This is a genomic window from Shewanella yunxiaonensis, assembly GCF_018223345.1.
GTDB lineage: Bacteria > Pseudomonadota > Gammaproteobacteria > Enterobacterales > Shewanellaceae > Shewanella > Shewanella yunxiaonensis.
In genome coordinates, this window is the sequence record NZ_CP073587.1 from 1,753,116 (window position 1) to 1,777,114 (window position 23,999).

The 23,999-nt window shown below is 46.2% G+C and carries 19 protein-coding genes and 11 tRNA genes; 23 read left to right on the forward strand and 7 right to left on the reverse strand.

Annotated features, from left to right (window positions below; translation table 11 throughout):
• Nucleotides 1–69: 69 nt before the first annotated feature.
• The 15 genes from KDN34_RS08035 (at nt 70) to KDN34_RS08105 (ending at nt 7,916) form a co-directional block, all read left to right on the forward strand.
• On the forward strand, nt 70–945 hold the full coding sequence (locus tag KDN34_RS08035; protein ID WP_212596347.1) for a flagellar protein MotY: 876 nt from the start codon (nt 70–72) through the stop codon (nt 943–945).
• Between the two features lie 985 nt (nt 946–1,930).
• A complete protein-coding gene (gene ybgC, locus KDN34_RS08040; protein ID WP_212596348.1) occupies nt 1,931–2,332 on the forward strand; it encodes a tol-pal system-associated acyl-CoA thioesterase in 402 nt (133 codons plus the stop codon).
• A complete protein-coding gene (gene tolQ, locus KDN34_RS08045; RefSeq protein WP_212596349.1) occupies nt 2,322–3,011 on the forward strand; it encodes a protein TolQ in 690 nt (229 codons plus the stop codon). The genes ybgC and tolQ overlap by 11 nt, the downstream gene beginning before the upstream one ends.
• The gene (tolR, locus tag KDN34_RS08050) at nt 3,008–3,451 is read left to right on the forward strand and encodes a protein TolR (RefSeq protein ID WP_189615354.1); all 444 of its coding nucleotides are present in this window, start codon (nt 3,008–3,010) and stop codon (nt 3,449–3,451) included. The genes tolQ and tolR overlap by 4 nt, the downstream gene beginning before the upstream one ends.
• The gene (gene tolA / locus KDN34_RS08055) at nt 3,452–4,414 is read left to right on the forward strand and encodes a cell envelope integrity protein TolA (protein ID WP_212596350.1); all 963 of its coding nucleotides are present in this window, start codon (nt 3,452–3,454) and stop codon (nt 4,412–4,414) included.
• 9 nt (nt 4,415–4,423) lie between these two features.
• On the forward strand, nt 4,424–5,749 hold the full coding sequence (gene tolB / locus KDN34_RS08060; RefSeq protein ID WP_212596351.1) for a Tol-Pal system beta propeller repeat protein TolB: 1,326 nt from the start codon (nt 4,424–4,426) through the stop codon (nt 5,747–5,749).
• Between the two features lie 23 nt (nt 5,750–5,772).
• A complete protein-coding gene (pal, locus tag KDN34_RS08065; protein WP_212596352.1) occupies nt 5,773–6,312 on the forward strand; it encodes a peptidoglycan-associated lipoprotein Pal in 540 nt (179 codons plus the stop codon).
• Nucleotides 6,313–6,324: 12 nt separating this feature from the next.
• Nucleotides 6,325–7,077 carry a tol-pal system protein YbgF gene (ybgF, locus tag KDN34_RS08070; protein WP_212596353.1) on the forward strand — a complete coding sequence of 251 codons (753 nt, stop codon included), beginning with the start codon at nt 6,325–6,327 and terminating at the stop codon, nt 7,075–7,077.
• Nucleotides 7,078–7,227: 150 nt separating this feature from the next.
• A tRNA-Lys gene (locus KDN34_RS08075) sits at nt 7,228–7,303 on the forward strand.
• Nucleotides 7,304–7,328: 25 nt separating this feature from the next.
• Nucleotides 7,329–7,404: transfer RNA gene (locus KDN34_RS08080), tRNA-Lys, on the forward strand.
• Nucleotides 7,405–7,435: 31 nt separating this feature from the next.
• Nucleotides 7,436–7,511 (forward strand) — tRNA-Lys (locus KDN34_RS08085).
• 36 nt (nt 7,512–7,547) lie between these two features.
• A tRNA-Lys gene (locus tag KDN34_RS08090) sits at nt 7,548–7,623 on the forward strand.
• A 29-nt stretch (nt 7,624–7,652) separates the two neighbouring features.
• Nucleotides 7,653–7,728, forward strand: a tRNA-Lys gene (locus KDN34_RS08095).
• A gap of 15 nt (nt 7,729–7,743) precedes the next feature.
• Nucleotides 7,744–7,819 (forward strand) — tRNA-Lys (locus KDN34_RS08100).
• Between the two features lie 21 nt (nt 7,820–7,840).
• Nucleotides 7,841–7,916 (forward strand) — tRNA-Lys (locus KDN34_RS08105).
• Between the two features lie 95 nt (nt 7,917–8,011).
• On the opposite strand, the gene KDN34_RS08110 is transcribed toward KDN34_RS08105, so the two are convergent.
• Together KDN34_RS08110 and KDN34_RS08115 are read right to left on the reverse strand one after the other, a co-directional pair.
• Entirely contained in the window at nt 8,012–8,269 is a 258-nt protein-coding gene (locus tag KDN34_RS08110) for a GrxA family glutaredoxin (protein WP_212596354.1), read from the reverse strand.
• Nucleotides 8,270–8,347: 78 nt separating this feature from the next.
• On the reverse strand, nt 8,348–10,102 hold the full coding sequence (locus KDN34_RS08115) for a DEAD/DEAH box helicase (protein WP_212596355.1): 1,755 nt from the start codon (nt 10,100–10,102) through the stop codon (nt 8,348–8,350).
• 249 nt (nt 10,103–10,351) lie between these two features.
• Here KDN34_RS08115 and pheS point away from each other — a divergent pair, with 249 nt between their 5' ends.
• Genes pheS through ihfA form a run of 3 tightly spaced genes read left to right on the forward strand, consistent with a single transcriptional unit; the run spans nt 10,352 to nt 14,029 of the window.
• A complete protein-coding gene (gene pheS / locus KDN34_RS08120; protein WP_212596356.1) occupies nt 10,352–11,332 on the forward strand; it encodes a phenylalanine--tRNA ligase subunit alpha in 981 nt (326 codons plus the stop codon).
• A gap of 15 nt (nt 11,333–11,347) precedes the next feature.
• Nucleotides 11,348–13,735, forward strand: coding sequence for a phenylalanine--tRNA ligase subunit beta (gene pheT, locus KDN34_RS08125; protein WP_212596357.1), 2,388 nt, complete (start codon nt 11,348–11,350; stop codon nt 13,733–13,735).
• 3 nt (nt 13,736–13,738) lie between these two features.
• Complete coding sequence (gene ihfA, locus KDN34_RS08130; RefSeq protein ID WP_212596358.1) at nt 13,739–14,029, forward strand: integration host factor subunit alpha; 291 nt, start codon at nt 13,739–13,741, stop codon at nt 14,027–14,029.
• A gap of 495 nt (nt 14,030–14,524) precedes the next feature.
• Here the strand turns inward: ihfA and KDN34_RS08135 are convergent.
• The 3 genes from KDN34_RS08135 to KDN34_RS08145 form a co-directional block, all read right to left on the reverse strand.
• Nucleotides 14,525–14,601, reverse strand: a tRNA-Met gene (locus tag KDN34_RS08135).
• Between the two features lie 28 nt (nt 14,602–14,629).
• A tRNA-Met gene (locus KDN34_RS08140) sits at nt 14,630–14,706 on the reverse strand.
• A 30-nt stretch (nt 14,707–14,736) separates the two neighbouring features.
• A tRNA-Met gene (locus KDN34_RS08145) sits at nt 14,737–14,813 on the reverse strand.
• A 239-nt stretch (nt 14,814–15,052) separates the two neighbouring features.
• On the opposite strand from KDN34_RS08145, the gene rlmKL reads away from it, so the two are divergent.
• From rlmKL to rmf, 4 genes are all read left to right on the forward strand, one after another.
• Complete coding sequence (gene rlmKL, locus KDN34_RS08150; protein WP_212596359.1) at nt 15,053–17,230, forward strand: bifunctional 23S rRNA (guanine(2069)-N(7))-methyltransferase RlmK/23S rRNA (guanine(2445)-N(2))-methyltransferase RlmL; 2,178 nt, start codon at nt 15,053–15,055, stop codon at nt 17,228–17,230.
• A gap of 14 nt (nt 17,231–17,244) precedes the next feature.
• On the forward strand, nt 17,245–19,164 hold the full coding sequence (locus KDN34_RS08155) for an ABC transporter ATP-binding protein (RefSeq protein ID WP_212596360.1): 1,920 nt from the start codon (nt 17,245–17,247) through the stop codon (nt 19,162–19,164).
• A gap of 29 nt (nt 19,165–19,193) precedes the next feature.
• Nucleotides 19,194–21,032 carry a DUF3466 family protein gene (locus KDN34_RS08160; RefSeq protein ID WP_212596361.1) on the forward strand — a complete coding sequence of 613 codons (1,839 nt, stop codon included), beginning with the start codon at nt 19,194–19,196 and terminating at the stop codon, nt 21,030–21,032.
• 178 nt (nt 21,033–21,210) lie between these two features.
• Nucleotides 21,211–21,387, forward strand: coding sequence for a ribosome modulation factor (rmf, locus tag KDN34_RS08165; protein ID WP_212596362.1), 177 nt, complete (start codon nt 21,211–21,213; stop codon nt 21,385–21,387).
• A gap of 57 nt (nt 21,388–21,444) precedes the next feature.
• On the opposite strand, the gene fabA is transcribed toward rmf, so the two are convergent.
• Together fabA and KDN34_RS08175 are read right to left on the reverse strand one after the other, a co-directional pair.
• Nucleotides 21,445–21,960: a bifunctional 3-hydroxydecanoyl-ACP dehydratase/trans-2-decenoyl-ACP isomerase gene (gene fabA / locus KDN34_RS08170; RefSeq protein ID WP_212596363.1), complete on the reverse strand. Its 516-nt coding sequence runs from the start codon at nt 21,958–21,960 to the stop codon at nt 21,445–21,447.
• A 73-nt stretch (nt 21,961–22,033) separates the two neighbouring features.
• Nucleotides 22,034–23,623 carry a Lon-insertion domain-containing protein gene (locus KDN34_RS08175; RefSeq protein WP_212596364.1) on the reverse strand — a complete coding sequence of 530 codons (1,590 nt, stop codon included), beginning with the start codon at nt 23,621–23,623 and terminating at the stop codon, nt 22,034–22,036.
• Between the two features lie 215 nt (nt 23,624–23,838).
• Here KDN34_RS08175 and KDN34_RS08180 point away from each other — a divergent pair.
• A tRNA-Ser gene (locus KDN34_RS08180) sits at nt 23,839–23,928 on the forward strand.
• Nucleotides 23,929–23,999: the final 71 nt, after the last annotated feature.

Genomic DNA, 23,999 nt, shown 5'->3' on the forward strand with positions numbered 1-23,999 from the left:
TATCGCCTAAAGGTTTCTGATTCTTCACCGATAACATCAGTATGACCAAAGAACTGACGAGTTTTTTCCATGTGGTATAGAGTGCTTTTGCTATCATCACTTTCGATATTGCCGCTGACGACTTCTGCTGAATTGCGGCATTATGTGGCGTCATTGGATCAATCCCAGTGGAAGTTACTAAAGAATTCGCCCGTGGCCTGCACTTTAGAGCACGACATTCCATCCTATGGCCGCGCAGTATTTAGTAGCCGAGCCGGTAAAGAACTGAATTTACAATTTACTTTGGATATGTGGCAAAAGCCGGACGCGGTTACCGATGCCCGTTTATTGAGTAAAGCGCCTATGTGGCGACCAGGGGTAATGTCTCGTACAATCACTGACTTGCATTATCAGAAGTATTTTAATGGTGAAGTACCCAAAAGAGCAGCATGGACTATGCTCAATGAACTTGAGCGAGGTATGGAACCAACATTTTATTACACCGACTGGAACGATAAAGACAGTACTGTAGCTGTCGGCTTGTCATCGGTGAACTTTCGCGGAGAGTATGCAGACTTTAAACAATGTCTGGCTAACTTGTTGCCCTACAGTTTTGATGATATCGCCTTTACTGTATTGACGTATGAATCCGGTGGCGCAGAGCTTACCCGCAGTTCAAAAGCCCAATTAGCCAGAGTGCAACAGTATCTGAAATATGACCAAGAGGTCGAGCTGGTGTTGATAGATGGATACACAGACAGTTTTGGTGGGCGTAGCATCAACCAGAAGGTTTCTGAAAAACGCGCGGATGCAGTAAAGCAACTGTTTGTCTCAGAGGGGATCGCGGCCAATCGAATTAAAGCTGAAGGGCATGGTGAACGACGGCATGTTGCATTGAATACCTCAGATAGTGAGCGTGAACGTAACCGTCGGGTAGTTATCAGAATAACTAAGCCAGAAGAATAATGGTCAATTTATATGAATAAAAAATCTGGCTAAATGCCGGATTTTTTATTTGGAGTGACAATAAAAAATAAAAAGCCCATTCGTAATGAATGGGCAAAAAAAATACAGTATTGCAATCAACAAATTGAAGGAAGGAAGTCAAGCATAAGAACCAAACTGATATCACTGAAAACACACCAGTTTGAAAACTCCTTTTGTCCGGTAACTCAATAAACAAGCTTCCAGAACATGTGAATTATTCTAGGGGTAAGTCGAAATTTCGGCAAGCGAGAAAAATTGCTGTTTAAGATAAAAAAAACTAATAACCAGAAGGTGATACCTGTCACTAAATCATAATGGAAACCATAAAAATGGTGTTTTAATCATAACTGATGCATATATTTTCACTGAAATTCCCTTGCCCACAAATTATCGGAAGACACGAGTTAGCAGAGTGATGTTATATAACCTGTAAATATGCGGCAATTAACTTTGAAAGATATCATTTACAATTTTGTAACTTTTTTGGCATCAGAAAATATATTCAATTTAAAAATCAATATCAGGATAAAAATTAGGGTTGGTTTCTATTTCAATGGAGTTAATTTACATAAATGTTAATGTTTAGCAATAAACTGTGAGCGATGGCTCAATGAATTAGCGGCGCTAGGCTAAGCATCATCTAAATTGCTCTCCAATAAAAAACATAATCTCCTTGCCATTTTATCGTTACGGTCATCTGCCGATCTCTGTTTACTTTTTTGGTAATAAAGACTTACGGAAACCGGGGACTATGCCTGGATCGTTGCAGCTGATGCGATTTTTTCTTAGCGGTTTGTCAAGTTCTTCCGCGTCAATTGGGGCAACAAAAGCAACTGATTAAGCTGCGGTTAAGTTACCAAAAATTAAATTGAGATGTCGAAGCCGTTTGCTTTGCCGGCCATTCACAAGCGTGAGCCGGATCGGTATAGTAGTGGGCATTTGTGGCAGGAAATCAGTAGGATCTATGTTTCGCTGGCCTATTACCGTCTATTACGAAGACACCGATGCTGGTGGGGTGGTTTATCACTCCAATTACCTCAAATTTTTTGAGCGCGCACGCAGTGAATGGCTGCGGGCAATGGGAATTTGTCAGAGTGAGTTGCTGAAGCAGGATTTAGCATTTGTTGTACGTAAAGCAGAACTCGATTTCTGCCATGCTGCTCGTTTTGAACAACAACTTTGCGTAGAGAGCTGGATCTCGGAGTTGAAACGGGCATCGCTGGTGTTTGAACAGCAACTTGTTGATGAAAATGGTATCTGTTATTGCAAGGCTTCAATTAAAATAGCTTCAGTTTCGTTGAGCAAGATGAAACCACAAGCTATTCCCGAACCGATTTTGCAGGAGTTTAAAATAGGTGAACGCTGATATTTCTTTTATAGGGTTGTTTTTACAGGCAAGTTTGTTAGTCAAACTGGTCATGCTCACCTTGTTATCGCTATCAATCGTTTCTTGGGCCGTTATCATACAGCGTCGAAAAGTGTTGAGTGATGCAAAGCATAGGGCCGAACAATTTGAAGAAAAATTCTGGTCAGGTGTAGATCTCAACCGCTTATATCATGATTTGGCCGCCCGCCAAGACAGCAATACTGGGCTGGAAATCATGTTTGTGTCAGGGTTCAAAGAATACGCACGTCTTAGCAAAATCAGTAGCCGAGCGCCAGAAGCAGTGATGGATGGCAGCTATCGCGCCATGCGGATTGCGTTATCAAAAGAACTGGAAGAGCTGGAAACACATCTGCCATTACTGGCAACCATTGGCTCTACGAGCCCTTATATCGGCTTGTTTGGCACCGTTTGGGGGATCATGAATGCCTTCATTGCACTTGGTGCCGTTCAAAACGCTACGTTAGCAATGGTCGCCCCCGGGATTGCAGAAGCCTTGATTGCGACTGCCATGGGCTTGTTTGCCGCGATCCCCGCGGTCATCGCCTATAACCGTTTTTCCACCAAGGTAGAAAAGTTGGAATCTCATTACGCCAACTTTATGGAGGAATTTTCTAATATTCTCCATCGCCAGGCATATACCGAGAAGGACCCCGCATGAATCAGGGATATCAGCGTAAACGCCGGCGCCCGGTAGCTGAAATCAACGTGGTTCCCTACATCGACGTGATGTTGGTGTTGCTAATCATTTTCATGGTGACCGCGCCGATTGTGTCACAGGGTGTAAAAGTAGACTTGCCCCAAGCGACTTCAGAGCCATTGCCTGCCGATAGCAAACCGCCGGTGATCGCCTCGATTGATGCTGAGGGTGAATACTTTCTGGATGTCGGTGGTGCGCCAAGTAACGAACCGCTAGATTTGGATGATGTTGCGACTCGGGTGGCGGCAATCATTCAGCTGGAACCAGATCGACCTGTTGTCGTCAAAGGTGATAGAGCCATTCCGTATGAGAAGGTTATCCAGCTAATGGTCACGTTGCAGAAGGCTGGCGTGCCTTCAGTGGGTCTGATGACAGATTCACCGGACGAGGAGAAGAAGTAAGTGGCCGGGCAAGCTGATTTTAAACTACCGCTGATTATTTCTGCGGTATTGCATATCGGTGTGATTGCTGCACTGGCATTGAATGTAGACTTCAACAAGAAGCCAACAGATACCATGATGTCAGAGTCCAAAGCCCCGCCGGTACAAGCGGTAGTGGTCGATCAACAAAAAGTTGATGATTATGTGCAGAAATTGAAGGCGGATAAAGCAGCGGCTGTGCGTAAAGAACACGAACGACAGGCTGAACTCGAACGCCAGGCAGATTTGGCTAAACAAGCCCGTGAGCAAGAGCAGGCGCGTATTCAGAAATTGGCTGAAGAGCGTAAACAGCAAGAAATTGAAGCCAAACAAGCTGCCGATATGGCAAAAGCGGCACAGCTAAAAGCGCAACAAGAGCAAAAGCGGGCTCAACAGGCTGAAGCTGATCGTAAGCTCAAGGAACAACAACGTCAGCAGGCAGAAGCAGCCGCCAAAGCCGCTGAAGAAAAACGTAAAGCGGAAGAAGTCGCGGCGAAAAAGGCCGAAGCCGACCGCAAGGCTCGTGAAGACGCTGCCAGAAAGGCTAAAGCAGAAGCGGATCGTAAAGCAAAGGCCGAAGCAGAACGTCGGCGTCAAGAACAGGAACTGGCTGACGCTATGGCTGCCGAACAATCTGCCGTTTCTGCGGCGCGTAACAAGCAGTTACAAAGCGAGTTAAGTAAATATAAAGCCATGATTACATCTACTATTCAGCGCAATCTGGTACTTGATGAAGCAATGCGCGGCAAGAGTTGTCACGTCGAAATTAAGCTCGCGTCTGATGGCTTTGTGACCAGTGTGCAGACGACCGGTGGCGATCCAGTGGTTTGCCGTGCAGCCAAGGCTGCAATTAATAAAGCGGGGCGGTTGCCAGTTTCGCAAGAACCGGATGTCTATCAGTTGCTGAAAGATATTAACCTGGAAGTTAGACCGGAATTCAATTAGAGGAGTCCCATGAAATATTTTGCTCAAGGTCTGATGGTTGTAATAGCGCTGCTGACATTACCGGCAAGAGCGGCATTGGACATTGTGATTACTGAAGGGGTGGATGCTGCCAGGCCGATTGCGGTCGTCCCATTTGTATGGCAAGGCGTTACACCCCCACCGAGTTCAATATCTGACGTAGTTGAGTCTGATCTAACGCGAAGCGGTACCTTTAAGCCGTTGGATGAAACCGGGCTCGGACAACGAAGCATTGGGCAGATCGGTGATTTTAATATTGACGACTGGCGTAATGTTTCGGCAGAAGCGGTATTGATGGGAACCATCAAGCCTTATGGTCAGGATCAGTATCTGGTGAGCTTTGATCTGGTGGATTTAGTCAAAGCCCAAATGCAGGCCAAAGGGCCACAGCCTAAAAGCGAGTATCTGTTAGATAGCCGCCAGACGGTGATTAGTGCTGCACAATTCCGCCAATATGGGCATCGTATCAGCGATATCGTCTATGAAAAACTGACCGGTATTCGGGGTGCGTTTTTGACACGTATTGCTTATGTGGTAATAGACCGAAGCCAGCCAAATCCTTATCAACTGATGATTGCTGATTACGACGGTTACAATGAGCAGATGTTACTGCGTTCACCAGAACCGTTGATGTCACCGGCTTGGTCGCCTGATGGACGTAAATTGGCATATGTCAGCTTTGAAAACAAAAAAGCCGAGATCTTTATTCAGGATATCTACAATCGTACTCGTCAGAAGATCACCAGTTACCCTGGTATTAACGGTTCACCGAGTTTCTCACCTGATGGACGTAAGTTGGCGATCACCCTATCAAAAGATGGACAACCAGAAATTTACGTTGTCGATATCGCGACTGGGGCGTTAACCCGTATCACAAACCATTACGCGATTGATACCGAACCATCATGGTTTCCTGATGGTAAATCGCTGGTATTTACCTCAGAACGAGGTGGGCGGCCACAGCTATATCAGTTTGAATTAGCTTCTAAAAAAATTACTCGTTTAACATTTGATGGTGAATGGAATTTAGGCGGCGAGGTCACGCCAGATGGTCGCAGTTTGATTTTTGTCAATCGTACCAATGGTAAGTTCAACATCGCCAGAATGGATCTACAAACCCGTTTTATGCAGGTCCTAACCTCAACCCGATTGGATGAATCACCCAGTGTGGCTCCCAACGGGACTATGGTGATTTATGGCACAACTTATGGCAATAAACAGGTGCTAGCGGCTGTGTCAGTAGACGGACGATTTAAAGCTAGATTGCCGATGGGACAGGGGGAAGTTAAATCTCCAGCCTGGTCCCCATTTTTATAATTGAATGAGAGAAGGATTTAATCATGGAACTCCAAAAGTTGCTTAAGGCTATGGCAATATCTCTGCCCCTAATGGCATTGGGCGCCTGTAGCTCTACTTCTGATTCCGAAACAGCCGCCGGTACTGGTACTACTTCAGGTAGTGGCCAATATGGTGCTAATGGCGGCGTGGAAATGGGTGGCGCTTCTCAGATGTTAAGCCCTGAAGAGCAACAGCGTCAGAAATTTGAAGAATTGCGTAAAGATAGCATCATCTATTTTGACTTTGACCGTAGTGAAATCCGGGCAGACTTTGCCGATATACTGCAAGCTCATGCAGATTATCTAGTGAGTCATCCAAACGTAAAAGTGTTGATTGAAGGCCACACCGACGAACGTGGTACGCCTGAATACAATATCGCATTGGGTGAGCGCCGAGCTAAAGCCGTTGCCAAATATCTGCAAGGTCTGGGCGTATTGCCAAGTCAGATGAGCATTGTAAGCTATGGTGAAGAAAAACCTGCCGATATGAGTCACACCGAAGAGGGTGAAGCGAAGAATCGTCGCGCAGTATTGGTTTACTGAGGATAAGCGTAAATGAAGATCAGGCTAATTGCAGCAGCAACGCTGTTGCTTCCCTTCTGTGCCGCGACGGCTGCAACTCCTGCACCGGTACAAGATTTGGGAACCGGTGTTACTGGCAGTGACAGTGACCGCATTGCAAGATTGGAGCGCATTATCAAAGCGAGGCAGGAAGCTGAGATTGATATGCAACGACGGTTGGATGCACTGCAGCAAGAAGTGTTAGATCTGCATGGAACAACAGAGCAGCAAAACTATCAAATCAATCAAATGCTGCAACGTCAGCGGCAATTATATGATGAGATTAGCAAGCTTAGCAGTCAGCAGACGAGCAATGTAGCTAATGCAGTTCCAGCGCAACCAGCAGCGGCGAGCAGCGGCTCCTCTTTATCGGAAACCGACAGTTATCAACGTGCGGTCGATCTGGTGTTAAAAGCGCGGCAGTATGATGCCGCCATTCCGGCGTTTAAGGAATTTATCAGTCAGTATCCTAATTCCGGTTTTGCAGACAATGCAAATTACTGGCTTGGGCAACTCCTTTATAATAAAGGAGATTATGTGCAGGCCAAAACGGCCTTTGAAAATGTAGTCAATAATTTCAAAGCGTCTGATAAACGGCCTGACAGCCTAGTCAAACTGGGGCTGATTGCTGAAAAAAACAATGACAAAGCCACTGCAAAATCCCGTTACCAACAAGTGGTTAAAGAGTATGCAAACAGCGCTGCGGCAAGCATTGCAAAGCAGCAGTTGGCGGCAATTAAACCATGATTTAACTAAAAAACATTCACCCAGACTGTTTTTCAGGCAAACGGGAAAAAAAGCCGAATTTGGACTTGCATGAGAAACGGAAAGCGGTATTATAGGCGCCCACAGCGCGGGACAGCAGTTTTTGCTTACTGCGCTGTGTTTTAACTGAAAGGGTCGTTAGCTCAGTCGGTAGAGCAGTTGGCTTTTAACCAATTGGTCATAGGTTCAAATCCTATACGACCCACCATTCAGTTAACCAACAACAAAGCAGTGGGTCGTTAGCTCAGTTGGTAGAGCAGTTGACTCTTAATCAATTGGTCATAGGTTCGAGCCCTATACGACCCACCACTGATTTGATACATGCTGTAAATCCAGTAGCGGGTCGTTAGCTCAGTCGGTAGAGCAGTTGGCTTTTAACCAATTGGTCATAGGTTCGAATCCTATACGACCCACCATCAAATCAGCAGGTACACAGTTAATATTCCGAAGTTGGGTCGTTAGCTCAGTCGGTAGAGCAGTTGGCTTTTAACCAATTGGTCATAGGTTCGAATCCTATACGACCCACCAGCTAAATATTAATTGCGTATCGTATTTTTGGGTCGTTAGCTCAGTCGGTAGAGCAGTTGGCTTTTAACCAATTGGTCATAGGTTCGAATCCTATACGACCCACCAAAATCCCACAAGTGTGGGCCGTTAGCTCAGTTGGTAGAGCAGTTGACTCTTAATCAATTGGTCATAGGTTCGAGCCCTATACGGCCCACCAAATCTCCTTCATTCCTTATGCGGGTCGTTAGCTCAGTCGGTAGAGCAGTTGGCTTTTAACCAATTGGTCATAGGTTCGAATCCTATACGACCCACCATTTTCTGTCTGAATGCACTCAGTCGCTATCAAGATTCTTTTGCAAAATAAAAAAGCACCCGAAGGTGCTTTTAGAAGCCAATATGTGGAATTCGCTTAAAGCAAAGCATTCTCACGAACGTAGGCTTCGAAGTCGGTACAGCCGCCGATATGTTCCTTATCAATGAAGATCTGCGGTACAGTTTCTACTGGCTTGCCGACAGTTTTTTCTAAATCCGCTTTGGTAATACCTTCTTCATAGATATCAACATATTTGTAGCTAAAATCGTCACGCGCTTGAGTCAGCTGATCTGATAACTGTTTGGCTCTTACACAGTAAGGACAGCCGGGACGACCGAAAATAACAACGTGCATAATAACTCCCTTCACTAACAATGCTGCCGTTATAACACAGTGTTTAGGGTTGCAGAAGTGGTGTTACGCATACTTCTGTCAACAATATGTTTGTTCAGTCTGGTAACGCCCGTGGTAATCAAAATATTTTTCCAATAACACCCAGTGTTTCCCCTGCTTTTTTAATAACAAAAGATCCGGGGAACGCCATCTTGTTGAGTGCGCTAATAATTCTTCTGAGTTGCGAAAAGAAGGCAGGGGGAGCCCTGGGGTTTTATCGTGCGGGTATAGAAATACTGCACATAACGCTTTGCGTTGAGCCGCTGTTGTTAAGCGAAAATGTTCATTAAAGTGATTACCATCAAGATCAATATACTCAACGGTCAGCCCTGAGGTGGTTGCAACGAGTTGCATCTGCTGCACACGAAACAGATGATGATGTTTTTGTTCTAACACTTCTTTGAGGCGCTTGTCGGGGTCAACCAGCTGTGAATGACATTCAACGCAGGCTCTTGCCGCGATATCATTTTCTGCCCCGCAATCAGGGCATAAACGCGCCCTAAAACGATAACTACATTGTTGTGATTTTGAAGCCCTAGCCACAAGTCCCTGACAACGTCTGCCAAAATGCTCAAGGATTTCCCCTTGATTACTGGTCTTACCCCAGAAAATATTGGCAAAACCACATTCAGGGCACACCACTTGTACTGGCACGGTGTCGGCTGTTGGGCGCGGCTGACTGATCTGCGGACTATAGAGATCAAAACCGTTGGCCGCATAATCGATGATCAGGCAATCCTGCTTTCCTTCATATAGCCGCAGCCCCCGGCCGACCATTTGCTGGAAAAGTCCTACAGATGCCGTCGGCCTCATGATCGCAATCAGATCGACGTGAGGGGCGTCAAATCCCGTGGTAAGTACCGATACATTCACTAAAAATTGCAGCTGTTGCTGTTTAAACTTACCGATGAGCGTATCTCGTTCGGCACCCGGCGTGTCTGCCGTAATTAGCGCGGCGGTTTCCGGAAGTAGCGCGATTATTTCCTGGGCATGGCGCACTGTCGCCGCAAATATAATTACGCCGCGACGACTTTTCGCCAACTGCATTAGCTGCGTCACAATGGCTGAGGTTGCCCGACCACTATGATCGAGTAACGAGTCGACTTCGGCAGCATTATAATTGCCATGATTGTCCGGCTTTAATTGACTGAAATCATACTGTGCAGATAACCCATCCAATAATCTTGGCGGTGTCAAATATCCCTGTTTGATTAACGGGCGTAACGGTAATTCGAAAATGCAGTCGTCAAAAATGCCCGCATCAAGGTTGCCTACCCGACCATGATAATGACGTTTGTATATCCAGCCGCTGCCAAGTCGATAGGGGGTTGCGGTGAGCCCCAGAAGATGCAGTTTGGGATTATGCTGGCGCAACTGTTGTAATAATTGATGGTATTGACTCTGATCGTCGTCGCTGACTCGGTGGCATTCATCAATGATAACCAGTGAGAACGCTTGGCTGAATGCTTGTGGATTGCGCGCTGCTGACTGAATCCCCGCCACTACTACTTTACCGCTACTGAGTTTCTGATTTAACCCGGCTGAATAAACGCTAATATCGTCTGTTAGCAGTGATGCTTTATCAGCATTTTGTGCGACCAGTTCTTTGACGTGCGTTAATATCAACACTTTCCCGCGGGCAATTCGTGCAAGCTCAGCAATTACAATGCTTTTACCTGCTCCCGTTGGCAATACGATTACAGCACTGCCATGCTGATGGCGAAAGTAACTAATTGCCGCATCCACAGCGCCTTGTTGATAGTCACGTAACTTTATGGAATGACTGTCTGACATCGTTAAAAGATACACTTTGAGAGAACTGCAGCATACCACACTGCAGCCGGTTGCTTTGCTACATGTCGGTGATTGCACAAAATTTATCAAACTTTTTGGGCCGCAGTTGTTTCAGGCGTTTTTTACTTTGCTAAAATGGCATCCTCACTGGTCAAATTCCTGTGATTAAAGTAAAATTTGCCTCTTTTTTATGTGACAAACGAAGATACCTTACGCAGCCTAAAAGGCCGCCATGCACTGGAAGGGAAGATGCAGCAGTTAACAGAGATCGTACAACAGGCCTTAGCCGCCATCGATGGGGCCGATGATCTGAAAATTCTCGATGAAATCCGTGTCGATTACCTTGGTAAAAAAGGCAAAATTACCGACATGATGAAACTGATGGCTACTTTAAGTCCGGAAGAAAAACCGGCTTTTGGGCAGCAAGTGAACCTCGCTAAACAGCAGGTGCAGCAATATCTGTCTCAACGTCTCGAAAATCTCAAAGCCGCTGAGCTTGAAGCCAAACTTAGTGCTGAGAAAATCGATGTGACTTTGCCTGGAAGAACACTGGGCAATGGCGGATTGCACCCTGTGACTCGCACTATTGAACGTATTGAAGCCTTTTTTGGGGAATTGGGGTTCAGTGTGGTTCAAGGGCCAGAGATCGAAGATGGGTATCACAACTTTGATGCGTTGAATATTCCTGCACATCATCCAGCCCGTGCTGACCATGACACCTTTTATTTCAACCCTGAAATCGTATTGCGTACGCAGACTTCAGGGGTGCAAATTCGCACGATGGAAGTAGAAAAACCGCCATTGCGAATTATCTCTCCGGGACGTGTCTACCGTAATGACTACGATATGACTCACACCCCGATGTTCCATCAGGTTGAAGGCTTGATGGTTGATGAGAACGTCAGCTTTACTCAGTTGAAAGGTATTTTGCACGATTTCCTGCGCAACTTCTTTGAAGAAGACCTGGAGATCCGTTTCCGTCCATCTTATTTCCCATTTACTGAACCTTCTGCAGAAGTCGACGTTAAAGGTAAGAACGGTTGGTTGGAAGTGTTGGGATGCGGCATGGTACATCCTAATGTGCTGCGCGGTGTAGGTATTGATCCTGAAAAATACTCTGGTTTTGCTTTTGGTATGGGCGTTGAGCGTTTGACGATGCTGCGTTATGGCGTGACCGACTTACGTGCCTTCTTCGAAAACGATCTACGTTTCCTCAAGCAATTTAAATAACGGAGTTCAAGTATTATGAAATTCAGTGAATCCTGGCTTCGTGAGTGGGTTAATCCCGCGGTTAGCCGTGATCAGTTAGCTCAGCAAATCACTATGGCTGGGCTTGAAGTTGATGAAGTTGTTGCAGTCGCTGGCAGCTTTTCTGGCGTAGTCGTGGGGGAAGTCGTTGAATGCGCTCAGCATCCAGATGCTGACAAACTGCGCGTAACAAAAATAAACGTTGGCGGCGAAGAGCTGCTGGATATCGTTTGTGGTGCTCCAAACTGTCGTCAAGGGTTAAAAGTGTGTGTAGCCACTGTAGGTGCAGTGCTGCCAGGCGACTTTAAAATTAAAAAAGCCAAACTGCGCGGACAGCCATCCAACGGCATGCTGTGTTCTTACAGTGAGTTGGCGATTGATATTGAAAGTGACGGTATCATTGAGTTACCACTAGACGCGCCATTAGGTGTTGATGTTCGCAAATATCTTGACTTGGATGATGCGGTCATTGATGTGGATTTGACGGCTAACCGTGCGGACTGTCTCGGCATGGTCGGTATTGCCCGCGAAGTCGGTGTGCTCAATCGTATGGCTGTGACCGAGCCAAGTTGGCAATCAGCGGCGGCGACGATTGATGCTAGTGTCAGTGTTAAGGTGCTGGCCAAAGACGCTTGTCCTCGCTATCTCAGCCGTGTTGTGAAAAATGTTGATGTCAAAGCTGCCACTCCGGCATGGATGGTGGAAAAGTTGCGTCGTAGTGGTATTCGCTCCATCGATCCTATCGTGGATATCACCAATTTTGTGCTGGTGGAATATGGCCAGCCGATGCATGCGTTTGATTTGGAAAAGATTGATGGCGATCTGACTGTTCGCTTGGGTGATGGTAAAGAACAACTGACATTGCTTGATGGTAGTGAAATCACTGTGCCCGCTGACACACTGGTGATTGCCGATAACAATAAGGCCCTTGCACTCGCCGGGATTTTTGGCGGTGAGCATTCAGGCGTTTCCGCAGAAACCCAGGATATCGTGCTGGAATGCGCATTTTTTGCGCCTTTGGCAATCATGGGTAAGGCTCGTAACCTCGGCTTGCACACCGACGCCAGCCACCGTTTTGAACGTGGTGTCGATCCTCAGTTACAGCACAAAGTGATGGATCGCGCAACGCGTCTGATCCTAGATATTTGCGGTGGTGAAGCCGGCGTCATTGTTGAAGCGAAATCTGAGGAATATTTACCTCAACCGGTAGAAATCACATTGCGTCGCAGTAAGCTCGATAAGTTGCTGGGGCATCATGTGCCGGATAACGATGTGGCGGAAATTCTTGCGCGTTTGGGCTTCGTCGTTAAAACGATTGAATCCGGGTGGCAAGTCACTACGGCAACTTACCGGTTTGATATGGCGATTGAAGAAGATCTTATCGAAGAAGTTGCGCGAATTTACGGTTACAACAGTATTCCTAACGAAGCGCCTTTGGCACGTTTGAACATGACACGTCACAGTGAAGCCAATGTCAAATTAGCAAAAGTGCGAGATCTGTTGACGGCAAGAAGTTTTCAAGAAGCTATTACTTATAGTTTTGTTGACCCTAAATTGCAGCAATTGGTACATCCTCAGCAACAGGCATTGGTATTACCCAATCCGATCTCGAGTGAAATGTCAGCAATGCGGCTTTCACTGTTCACTGGATTGTTGGGAGCAGTGGGTTATAACCAAGCCAGACAACAAGGCCGAGTCAGGTTATTTGAAACTGGTTTGCGCTTTATTCCTGATGATTCAGCGGAAATGGGTGTGCAGCAGCAAGCGGTGTTAGCCGCAGTGATTGCCGGACCGCAGAGTGATGAACACTGGACGATTGAATCAAAATCGGTAGATTTTTTCGACTTAAAAGGTGATTTAGAAGCGCTTATTGGCTTGACAGCATCAGAGGCTGAATTTAGCTTTAGAAGTGCTTCGCACTCTGCGCTGCATCCAGGACAATGTGCTGAAATCCTGAGGAATAATCAGGTCGTTGGGGTCATCGGTGCCGTTCATCCTGCGTTAGAAAAGCCGTTCGGTCTGAATGGTAAAACTATCGTGTTTGAACTGCAGTTAGATGCCTTATTACAAGGCGCTGTACCGCAAGCAAAGGCCATTTCGAAGTATCCGGCTAACCGCCGAGATATCGCTGTTGTGGTCGATGAAGCCGTTATTGCTGAAAATATCCTGTCAACGATAAAAAAAGTTGGCGGAAATCAGTTGGTTGGCTTAAACTTGTTTGACGTATACCGAGGCAAGGGTGTTGAGCCTGGCAAGAAGAGTCTGGCGATAGCACTTACGTTACAAGATAACGCTCGTACCCTTGAGGAAAAAGAGATTGCAGCGACTGTTGAGTCGGTAGTTTCAGTCCTTAAGTCCGAGTTCAACGCATCGTTGAGGGATTAAAGTATGGCACTTACCAAAGCCGAAATGGCAGAGCATCTTTTCGAAACACTCGGAATTAATAAACGGGTCGCCAAAGATATGGTAGAAGCGTTTTTCGAGGAGATCCGGTTAGCGCTTGAAAATGGCGAACAGGTAAAATTGTCTGGTTTCGGTAATTTTGATCTGCGGGATAAAAACCAAAGACCTGGTCGTAATCCTAAGACCGGTGAGGATATCCCAATTTCTGCTCGTAGAGTCGTGACTTTCCGCCCAGGACAGAAATTGAAAAGCCGTGTAGAAGCTGCCAACAAATAAAACCATTCGGCGGCGGTTATAGCGCTAAATCTCTGGTAGACAAAGGCCACCATCGGGTGGCCTTTTCTTTTAAGAAGTTACTAATAGGGTCTTGGCACGTTTCATCTCAGTATGTTACCTAGAACGTCGGCTTATTATCGTGACATACCTGTGGCTGAGGCTTTCTGGAGACCTCTGGAAATGCCCTCGGTTCAAAGAGAAAGGGAACTTTAGCTTGTTCCAACAAATGAATTACCGTTCTATTTGTAGTGAACTCCGTTGCACTCCTCATCGTTTTTCACAACTCGAAGAAAGTACTGCGCCATGAGGGCTTTAAAACTCACCATTGTTATGCGCCTATGACGTCGGCATCCGCATAGTTACGGCTAATCTGAATCTGATTGTCTGCGGTATCGTCCATTGTTGTTTCTGCAGGGGGAAGTATTCGCAGAGTAAATATCAAAATATCTCGTTGATTTACAATGATATTGATTTCAATGGTGAGAAAATAAAGATTGGTTGCGGGAGCTGGATTTGAACCAACGACCTTCGGGTTATGAGCCCGACGAGCTACCAGACTGCTCCATCCCGCGACTGAGGATTATCGGTATGTCATATCATTGGTTGCGGGAGCTGGATTTGAACCAACGACCTTCGGGTTATGAGCCCGACGAGCTACCAGACTGCTCCATCCCGCGACTGATTTGATATAACACCTAGACAGAAACTGGTTGCGGGAGCTGGATTTGAACCAACGACCTTCGGGTTATGAGCCCGACGAGCTACCAGACTGCTCCATCCCGCGACTGTCTAAGTGGGGCGCACTATAGCCGTCTGCGATCCGCATTGCAAGGAGAGCTTTTGAAAAAAGTCACAAGCGTATAATTTTAATACGATTAAAGTACGCCTTTTGTGCAATTGTGGTTTATTTGCACGTCTGGGCATTTTTAGTATGTCGTCTACTTTCATCTGCCCTAACAACTTATCTTTTATGCCGGTGACAGGGTATAATAGCGGTTTTGTTGAAATTGCTTGGTTGATTGCATGTTGAATTGTTTTGCCGCTGTGCCTAAAGGGTTTGAATACACCCTGGCTCAGGAGATGCTGGCGCTGGGTGCGACGGATGTTAAAGAGTCTCAGGCCGGAGTCTACTTTACCGCCTCACTTGAACAAGTGTACCGCATTGTATTGTGGAGCCGTCTGGCGAGCCGGGTACTTATCCTGTTACATCAAGCCAGTTGCGAATCGGCTGAACAATTATATACAGCTGCCTATGCTATTGACTGGCCAGCACACTTCAGTAACCGCAGCACCTTTAGCATCGACTTTCACGGCATGGGCGGGTTTATTAATAATACCCAGTTCGGTGCCTTAAAGGTGAAAGATGCTGTGGTCGACCGTTTTCGCAATGCCGGTTTAAACCGGCCGGATGTAGAGCGAAATCAAGCGGATATTCGTATTGATGCGCATTATCGAAATAATCAGGTCACCATAGCGCTGAATGTTTCCGGGCCAGCATTGCATCAACGTGGTTATCGCCATGGTACTGGCGAAGCGCCCCTGAAGGAAAATCTTGCCGCAAATATGTTGCTGCGCACGCAGTGGGACAAACAGAGCCCCGTGGTCGATCCGTTCTGTGGTAGCGGTACCATCCTGATTGAAGCCGCCATGATGGCAGCAGACATGGCGCCAGGTTTGCTGCGTCAACGTTTCGGCTTTGAAGCCTGGTTACAACATGATCATGGCTTGTGGCAATCGATATCGGAAGAAGCGAAGGCCAGAGCGACTGTTGGTGTTCGCCGTTGTGAAGCTCGCTTTTTTGGTTCTGACATTGATTCCCGTATGGTAGCTTTGGCGAAACGCAATGCCGAGAATGCTGGTGTTGCCGAATTAATTCAATTTAACGTTGCCAACGCGCTGGACATTATGCCTCCGGCGACGGCGGGAATATTAGTGTCCAACCCACCATATGGTGAGCGATTGGGTAACGTTACCTCGTTACTGCAACTTTACTTTCAGTTCGGCGAACATCTGAAGAAGGATTTCGGTGGCTGGCAAGTGGCTCTGTTATGCAGTGAAGCCGAGCTATTATCAGCATTAAAGCTCAAAGCTGATAAACAGCTGAAGATGTACAACGGTGCATTGGAGTGTGCCTTTCATTTGTATACGCTGCATGTGAAAACTCCACAACGTGCTGCGGTAATGGCGCAACACTCAGGCGAAGCGCTCAGCGAAATTGCGGCTTCTTTTGCCAACCGGGTCAAGAAAAACCTGAAGCAGTTGGATAAGTGGGCCCAGAAAGAAAATATTGATTGTTACCGCGTTTATGACGCGGATATTCCAGAATACAATGTCGCCATTGATAAATATCAGGACTATCTGGTCATTCAGGAATATGCCGCGCCAGCCACTATCCCGGAAGCGGTAAGTAAACGTCGTCTGACTGACATTCTGTTGTCATTGCCGGGCGCCGCGAATATCCCCGCTGATAACATTATTCTAAAAACTCGCGAACGCCAGAAGGGCAGTAATCAGTATCAGAAATTGGACGGTGAAAGATTGGAGTTGGTGGCCAATGAATACGGTGCCCGATTCAAATTAAATCTGACAGATTATCTCGATACGGGGCTGTTTTTGGACCATCGACTCATTCGTAAGTTGGTGGGTAGCAAATCTCAAGGACGCGATGTGTTGAACTTGTTTGCCTATACCGGAACCGCGTCGGTGCATGCAGGTTTAGGCGGTGCCAAGTCAGTCACAACCGTTGATATGTCGAATACCTATCTGAACTGGGCCAAAGACAACTTTATGCTTAACAGTCTGACTGGGCGTCAGTATCGGTTTGAGCAAGGTGATTGTCTGCAGTGGATCCGCGATTGTCGGCAGAAGTTCGACCTGATTTTTATCGATCCGCCTACCTTCTCCAATTCCAAACGGATGGAGGATTCATTCGATGTGCAACGGGATCATGTGCAGCTGTTGCTATCTTTGGCGAAGTTGCTGAATCCCGGTGGCGAAATAGTATTTTCCAACAACAAACGTAAATTCAAAATGGATCTCGAAGCACTGCAAGCGACAGGATTGACTGTGGAGAATATGGATGAGCGTATGTTGCCACAGGATTTCCGTCGTAATCCGCATATTCATAATACCTGGCTGCTAACGAAACAGGATGAATCGGTATCAGTAGGTTTTGCTTGGCCTAAACAGGCTAAGCATTAAGACAGGAGCAAGTTTTGAGTCTGGTTCGTATTAATAATGGCTCGTTAGCCTATGGTTATATTCCGTTGTTGGAACATGCTGATTTCACCATAGAAGCCGGCGAGCGGGTATGTATTGTCGGCCGTAATGGTGCGGGTAAATCCAGTCTGCTGAAGATAATCAGCGGCGATGTATTGCTGGATGATGGCGAATTTAATATCGCGACAGATGTAAAAGTTAGTCGTTTGCAGCAAGACCCACCGAAAGCGGAAACGGGGACCGTTTATCGATATATCGCTGCGGGTTTGGCTGAGATAGGTGAACTTCTTGATCAGTATCATGAATTGTCGGTAGCCATCGCCACGATGAACGGTTCTGAGCAGGAGCAGGGGCTTGCTAGGATGGCTCGGCTGCAAGAACAACTAGATATTCATGATGGTTGGACGCTGGACAGCCGTATTCTGCAAACCTGCAAACTGTTGGGCCTAGATGATAAGACGCTTTTGTCAGAATTGTCCGGTGGCTGGCAACGAAAAGTGGCCTTAGCCAGAGCGTTGGTAAATGAGCCAGATCTGTTGTTGCTTGATGAGCCCACTAACCATCTGGATATCGATACCATTGAATGGCTTGAACAATTTTTGTTGAGCTTTAAAGGTGCAATAGCTTTTATCAGTCATGACCGTGGTTTTATTCAACGTATAGCGACCCGAATTGTCGATTTGGATCGTGGCGTTGCGACCTCTTGGCCAGGTAACTACCAGCAGTACCTCGACGGTAAGCAGGAATGGTTACGTGTTGAAGAAGAAAAAAACGCACAGTTTGATAAGAAACTTGCTGACGAAGAAACCTGGATCCGTCAGGGGGTTAAGGCTCGCCGTACCCGCAATGAAGGGCGTGTTCGTGCGTTAAAAGCGTTACGGATGGAACGTCTTGCGCGCATTGAACGTCAGGGCAACGCCACGATGAATGTCAGTGATGCAGAGCGCAGTGGCAAACTGGTGTTTGAAGTAAATGAATTAAACTATCGGTGGGCCGACAAGGATTTAGTGCGAGATTTCAGCACTCGTGTGATCCGGGGAGACCGTATTGCATTGATTGGCCCTAATGGCTGTGGCAAATCCACACTGATCAAATTGTTGATTGGTCAACTGCAACCTCAAAGCGGCTCCATTCGCACTGGGACAAAGCTTGATATTGCATATTTTGATCAGTATCGAGAAGCCTTGGATGAAGAAAAGACCGTAGAAGATAATGTGGGTGATGGCAAAAGCACCATCACCATTAATGGCAAAGATCGACATATTCTCAGCTATTTGCAGGATTTCTTATTCTCTCCTGCTCGAGCCAGAACACCAGTCAAAGCGCTGAGCGGTGGTGAGAAAAACCGCCTACTGTTAGCTCGTCTATTGTTGAAACCCGCGAATTTGATAATCCTCGATGAACCGACAAATGATCTTGATATTGAGACACTTGAATTGTTAGAGTCTCTGCTCACTGAATATCAAGGTACGTTGCTGCTGGTAAGCCATGACAGAGCGTTTATCGATAATACGGTAACCAGTTCCTGGTGGTATGCCGGTAATGGTCGATGGAGCGAGTATGTCGGCGGTTATCAGGATGCAGTTGCCCAAGGCGCGAGATTCTATCGGGAGTCTACGGAACCTGTTGCCGATAAGCCTGTCCAACAGAGCACGCAGGTGGCTAAAGCCGTGGAGGTAAAGCCGCAAACTGGGAAAAAATTATCCTATAAACTCCAGCGAGAGCTGGATGCGTTACCGGAGTTGATGGAGCAATTGGAGCAGGAGATCGCTGTATTACAGGAGCAGATTAACCTGCCGGATTTTTATGCTCAGGATCAGGCGGTAGTTGCCGATCAGTTGCAGCTGTTAGCTGACAAAGAACAGCAGTTGGATGCTTGCTTCAGTCGATGGGAAGAACTTGAATCACTGAAGTAAGCCACAATAACAAAACGGGAATAAATTGAATGAAGTTGAATAGTGCGCTGTCGTTGGTTGCGTTGAGTGTTGTCAGTGTGTTGCAAGTTGCTCAGGCTGCGTCAGTTTATGAAGTGGTCAACATTGAAGATGCAGATTTAAAAGGCACCCTCACTGATACTGCGAATGGTTACGGCCAGAGTGTTAATGCTAGTAATGAGCTTGTCGGTGTGTCTCGCGGCCGTACGAACCTCACGACTACCGATGCAGATGGCGCCACTACAATCACAGACGTACAGGACGCAATTAACGCCGATACCAGTATCACTTATTCGACTTTAACCGAAATTATTGGTAACAGCTTCACTTTTCATGCTTTAGAAAATGATGCTACAAGTCCTTGGCTGCCTACTTTTGAAAGTGTTAACGGAAGTATCGCACCTTCCGATGTCACAACCGATAACCCAAACAGCGTAGATTCCTACTTCTTTGATATCAATGATGCTGGTGTACGTGTTGGTTCCATGAGTGCTCCCGAAATAAAAATTGATTATGCCGGTAGCAGCACTAGTTACGATTATTGGTATTATCGCAACTATGAAAATCGCGGTTTTGTGAAGGCAAGTGCAGACGCAACCGAAGTGGAGTTACCGCCACCCTTTACTGAATACACCAATTCCAGCGATGTAACTGCTAATGTAGGTGGTGTGTCATCTGCCTCTGCGATCAACCAGAATAACCTGATTGCAGGTTATGGCAGCGTTGACTTAAGTACCTATGGCGCGAGTATCGTTTCTAGTTGTATCAGTAATGACAGTGATTCATCACCCGTCGATATTTGTATACAGAGTAATCAGTTTGATGGCTATTTGACCTATAAAACTCGCGCATTGGTATGGCAATACAACACTGATGGCAGTGTTACTCGCACCGAGTTACCGTTGGGGTTGGATCCCGGTACTAAAACTTATACCTTTTTGGCGCAAGGGATCGGTTTGAATGATAATGGGGTAGTTGTTGGACGTTCCCATGTCTATCGTAATGGCAATACTGATGACCTATATTACGATGCCGCTTATTGGACTAAAAATAGTGATGGTGAATACGAATACAACTGGATCCCAGTGGAGTCCAGTAGCGTATTAAGTTCAGTCGCATACGATATCAATAATTCCGGTATCGTGGTTGGTAGCTACACCAAATATATAGACGGTTACCAACGGACAAAATTCTTCGTTTATGACACTAATACTCCTGATACCAAGCCAGTAACGCCAAACGATTTCTATACCTATACTTCAGATCTTTCAAGTAAGGCTAAAGATATCAATAACCTTGGACAGGTAGTGGGTTATATTGAAACTTCTGAAGAAAAACAGTTGCCTCGACCTAAAGACGCGTTCCTCTATGATGTCAACACCCAGGAATTCGATGATTTAAATAACCTGTTAACTTGTGAATCGAAAGGTTATGAACAAGACAGTGATGGCAACTGGGCAAAACACCAATTTACTGTTACTGATGCATCTGGAAACACACTGACCTATGATGCTGATATCCGTATCGTTGAGGCTAACAAGATTAATGATGAGGGGGTCATTGCCGCCACCGCTTTTGTCAGAAAGCCGGTGTATGAAACTGATAGCAACGGTGATTTGGTACTAGATGACAATGGTAATCCTACCTTCTCATTGGATGGTAATGGTCAGCCAGTGACCAGTTATCTGCCGCGTATGGTAGTGCTTAAGCCAACATCCTCAGGTACTGCTTGTGCTATTGACAGCTCAACAAACTCGTCCAGTACCGCTTATAGCAGAAAAGGTGCGGCAGGTTTGGGCTGGTTATTGTTATTGCCTTTGGTATGGTTACGGCGTCAACGTACGCGCTAATCAATAAAAAATGAAGAAATCGGCACTTTTGTGCCGATTTTTTTTTACCTAATCTCAATTGGTTATTAAATATACGGCAATGGTTGCTGTTTTTTTGATTGATCTGCAGCCGGAAAAGTTCTATTCATGTACAGGAAGCCATAGGCTTTTTATGTCGAATAGAACAGAGGATACTTGCATGAAGAGACAAAAACGGGATCGTTTAGATCGTGCCTTTTCCAAAGGATTCCAAGCTGGTGTTGGGGGCCGCTCCAAGGAACTTTGTCCGTATTCAAATCTTGATTCCCGTTCGCAGTGGCTTGGAGGCTGGCGCGAGGGAATCGATGGCCGATTGAACGGTCTATTCAACAAATGACCCACTTGCCCTCAGATGAGGGCATTTTTATGGGCTAACCATCCTACTGTTTAAGGATCAGAAGCTTGAAGTGTCAGTGAAAACACCGACTTTCAGTTCTGTTGCCGCATAAATTTCGCGGCCATCTACTGACAGCGTTGCGTCAGCAATCCCCATGACCAGTTTACGGTTGATCGTGCGTTTCAGGTGCAGATGGTAGGTCACTTTTTTCGCATTTGGCAGGATCTGGCCGGTAAATTTAACTTCGCCTACACCTAGCGCGCGACCTTTACCTTTAGCCCCTTGCCACGCGAGGAAAAAACCAACCAACTGCCACATAGCATCCAAACCAAGGCAACCAGGCATTACCGGGTCATCAACAAAGTGACAGCCAAAGAACCACAGGTCAGGATTGATATCCAATTCAGCGATAATCTCGCCTTTGCCATAACGGCCGCCATCCTCATTGATTGTCACAACGCGATCAACCATCAACATATTGTTTATAGGGAGGCGAGGGGCATCTTTGCCAAAGATTTCACCGTAACCACAGGATACGAGTTCTTCTTTACTGAAACTGTTCGATTTTGTCATTGTTAAAACCACATCTCATACAAGTGCTGCAAGATTAGCGAACAGGTGTAAGCTAAACAACTCCGATCAGCACTTAATTCCGCATAAATACCAACTTACCCAGTAAACGCATGATAATGCCTGGTTGATCATCGGTATTCCCGGCTAATCCATCAAGCCTTAATTGCACCATTCCATAAAGTGAATCAGGGGGGAAATCGCCATCTTTATCCGGTTTCCCAGCAACTTTTCCCATCAACAAGGTCACCGCCTGGTCAACATGACTAATTTCATAGAGATGAAACTTGCCGGCAGCCACAGCATCAATGATTTCCTGAGGGAGATTCAATTGCTGCACGTTAGAGCGGGGCATAATAACACCTTGCTTACCGGTCAGTCCGTGGCGATTACAGAGGTTAAAGAAGCCTTCAATTTTTTCGTTTACACCACCAATAGCCTGAACATTGCCAAATTGGTCGAGGGCCCCTGTGACGGCTAATCCTTGTGCAATCGGCTGCTCAGCAATCGCGGATATTAGACTGCAATATTCAGCCAATGACGCGCTGTCGCCATCAATTTCCTGATATGACTGTTCAAAGACAATATTTGCATTTAGATGTAATGGCTCATCACGACCGAAGACACGATAGAGGCATCCTGAAAGGATCATCATCCCTTTAGCGTGGATATTGCCGCCCAGTTCTGATTTGCGTTCAATATCCGCCACTTCACCATCGCCGTAGTGCACGGAAGCTGTGATCCTGGCTGGTTCCCCATAGCAATAATCACCAGAGTCAATAACCGTCAAACCATTAATCTGGCCAATCATCTCGCCATCAGTTGGCAGGTAGATGAATTTATCGTCCACATTTTGTATCGACACCATCTCTTGGCTGTTGTGGCGTTGCTTCCGCTGTTGCAAGGCTCTATTGATGCTCACACCGTCTATTTCGGTTGAATTTGCATAGTGTGCCGCTTCAAGTAGCAATTGACAGATATCGTTAGAGGCCAGTGTGAGTCGTTGCTGATGTTCTGTTTGTTTACTGGCATATGTCAGTAGCGGAAACAAACTATCTTGCGTTAATGACAGTGACACCAATGCCGCAACTTGTATTAACCATTGCAAATAGTTTTGTTGATCACCTTGTTGACGATCCCATTCGAAGGCCATCTCGCCATATAACGTAACATTGTCTGAAAAATAACGTTCGCTGCTGAGTAAATCCCCATAATAAGCGGCCGGCCCGATTAAAACGATTTTCGCTTTTAATTCGCACCAACTACCTTGACGGGAATAGCCCCCTTGTTCTAATGCATCCAGCAGCATTTCCCAGAGACTATCTCGTTTCAATAACGACTCTATACAGATGAACAACAAGTGATGTTTCGCCAATTCACCTGCTTGTTTGCCATGACCAAACAACTGGGAGCGCAGAATGCGACCATGTAAATAGTTGCTGGGCAGCGTTGACATTGCTGTGAGTGCCGTGAACAAACCACGACGATGTATGCCGGGAAAATCGGCTAAATACATAGCGTGATGATGTTTCCCTAACAACAGAGAAAACGCATCAATCAATCGTTGTTGCTGAAAGAGTAAGTCACTGGAACCACTGGTTTCAGGCAGCATTGGATTAGCAAATACTGGTGCTAAATGATTGGCACTAATTAAACTTGGATTCATTATTGTCGGACTTCATGATGCCGGACGGATTGTTAATGGCGTAATTTTATCACATTGTGACTTAAGGCCGCAGCGTAAATCCCTGCAACCGGTTTGATAAAAAGCTGAAAAATAGTCAATCAGGTGCAAGCTGAACAGCTTTTGAGCGGGGAAACATAATATTTAAAAATAAAGGTTTACAAGGCTAAATGGAGCTTATAATATTTGCGCCGTTCGGAGGGGTGGCAGAGTGGTTGAATGCACCGGTCTTGAAAACCGGCGTGGGTTCGCGCCCACCCAGGGTTCAAATCCCTGCTCCTCCGCCATATTCCGAAAGCCCGCTGATTTCAGCGGGCTTTTTCTTTTTTAAATACGTGCTCAATTACCGGGTTTATCA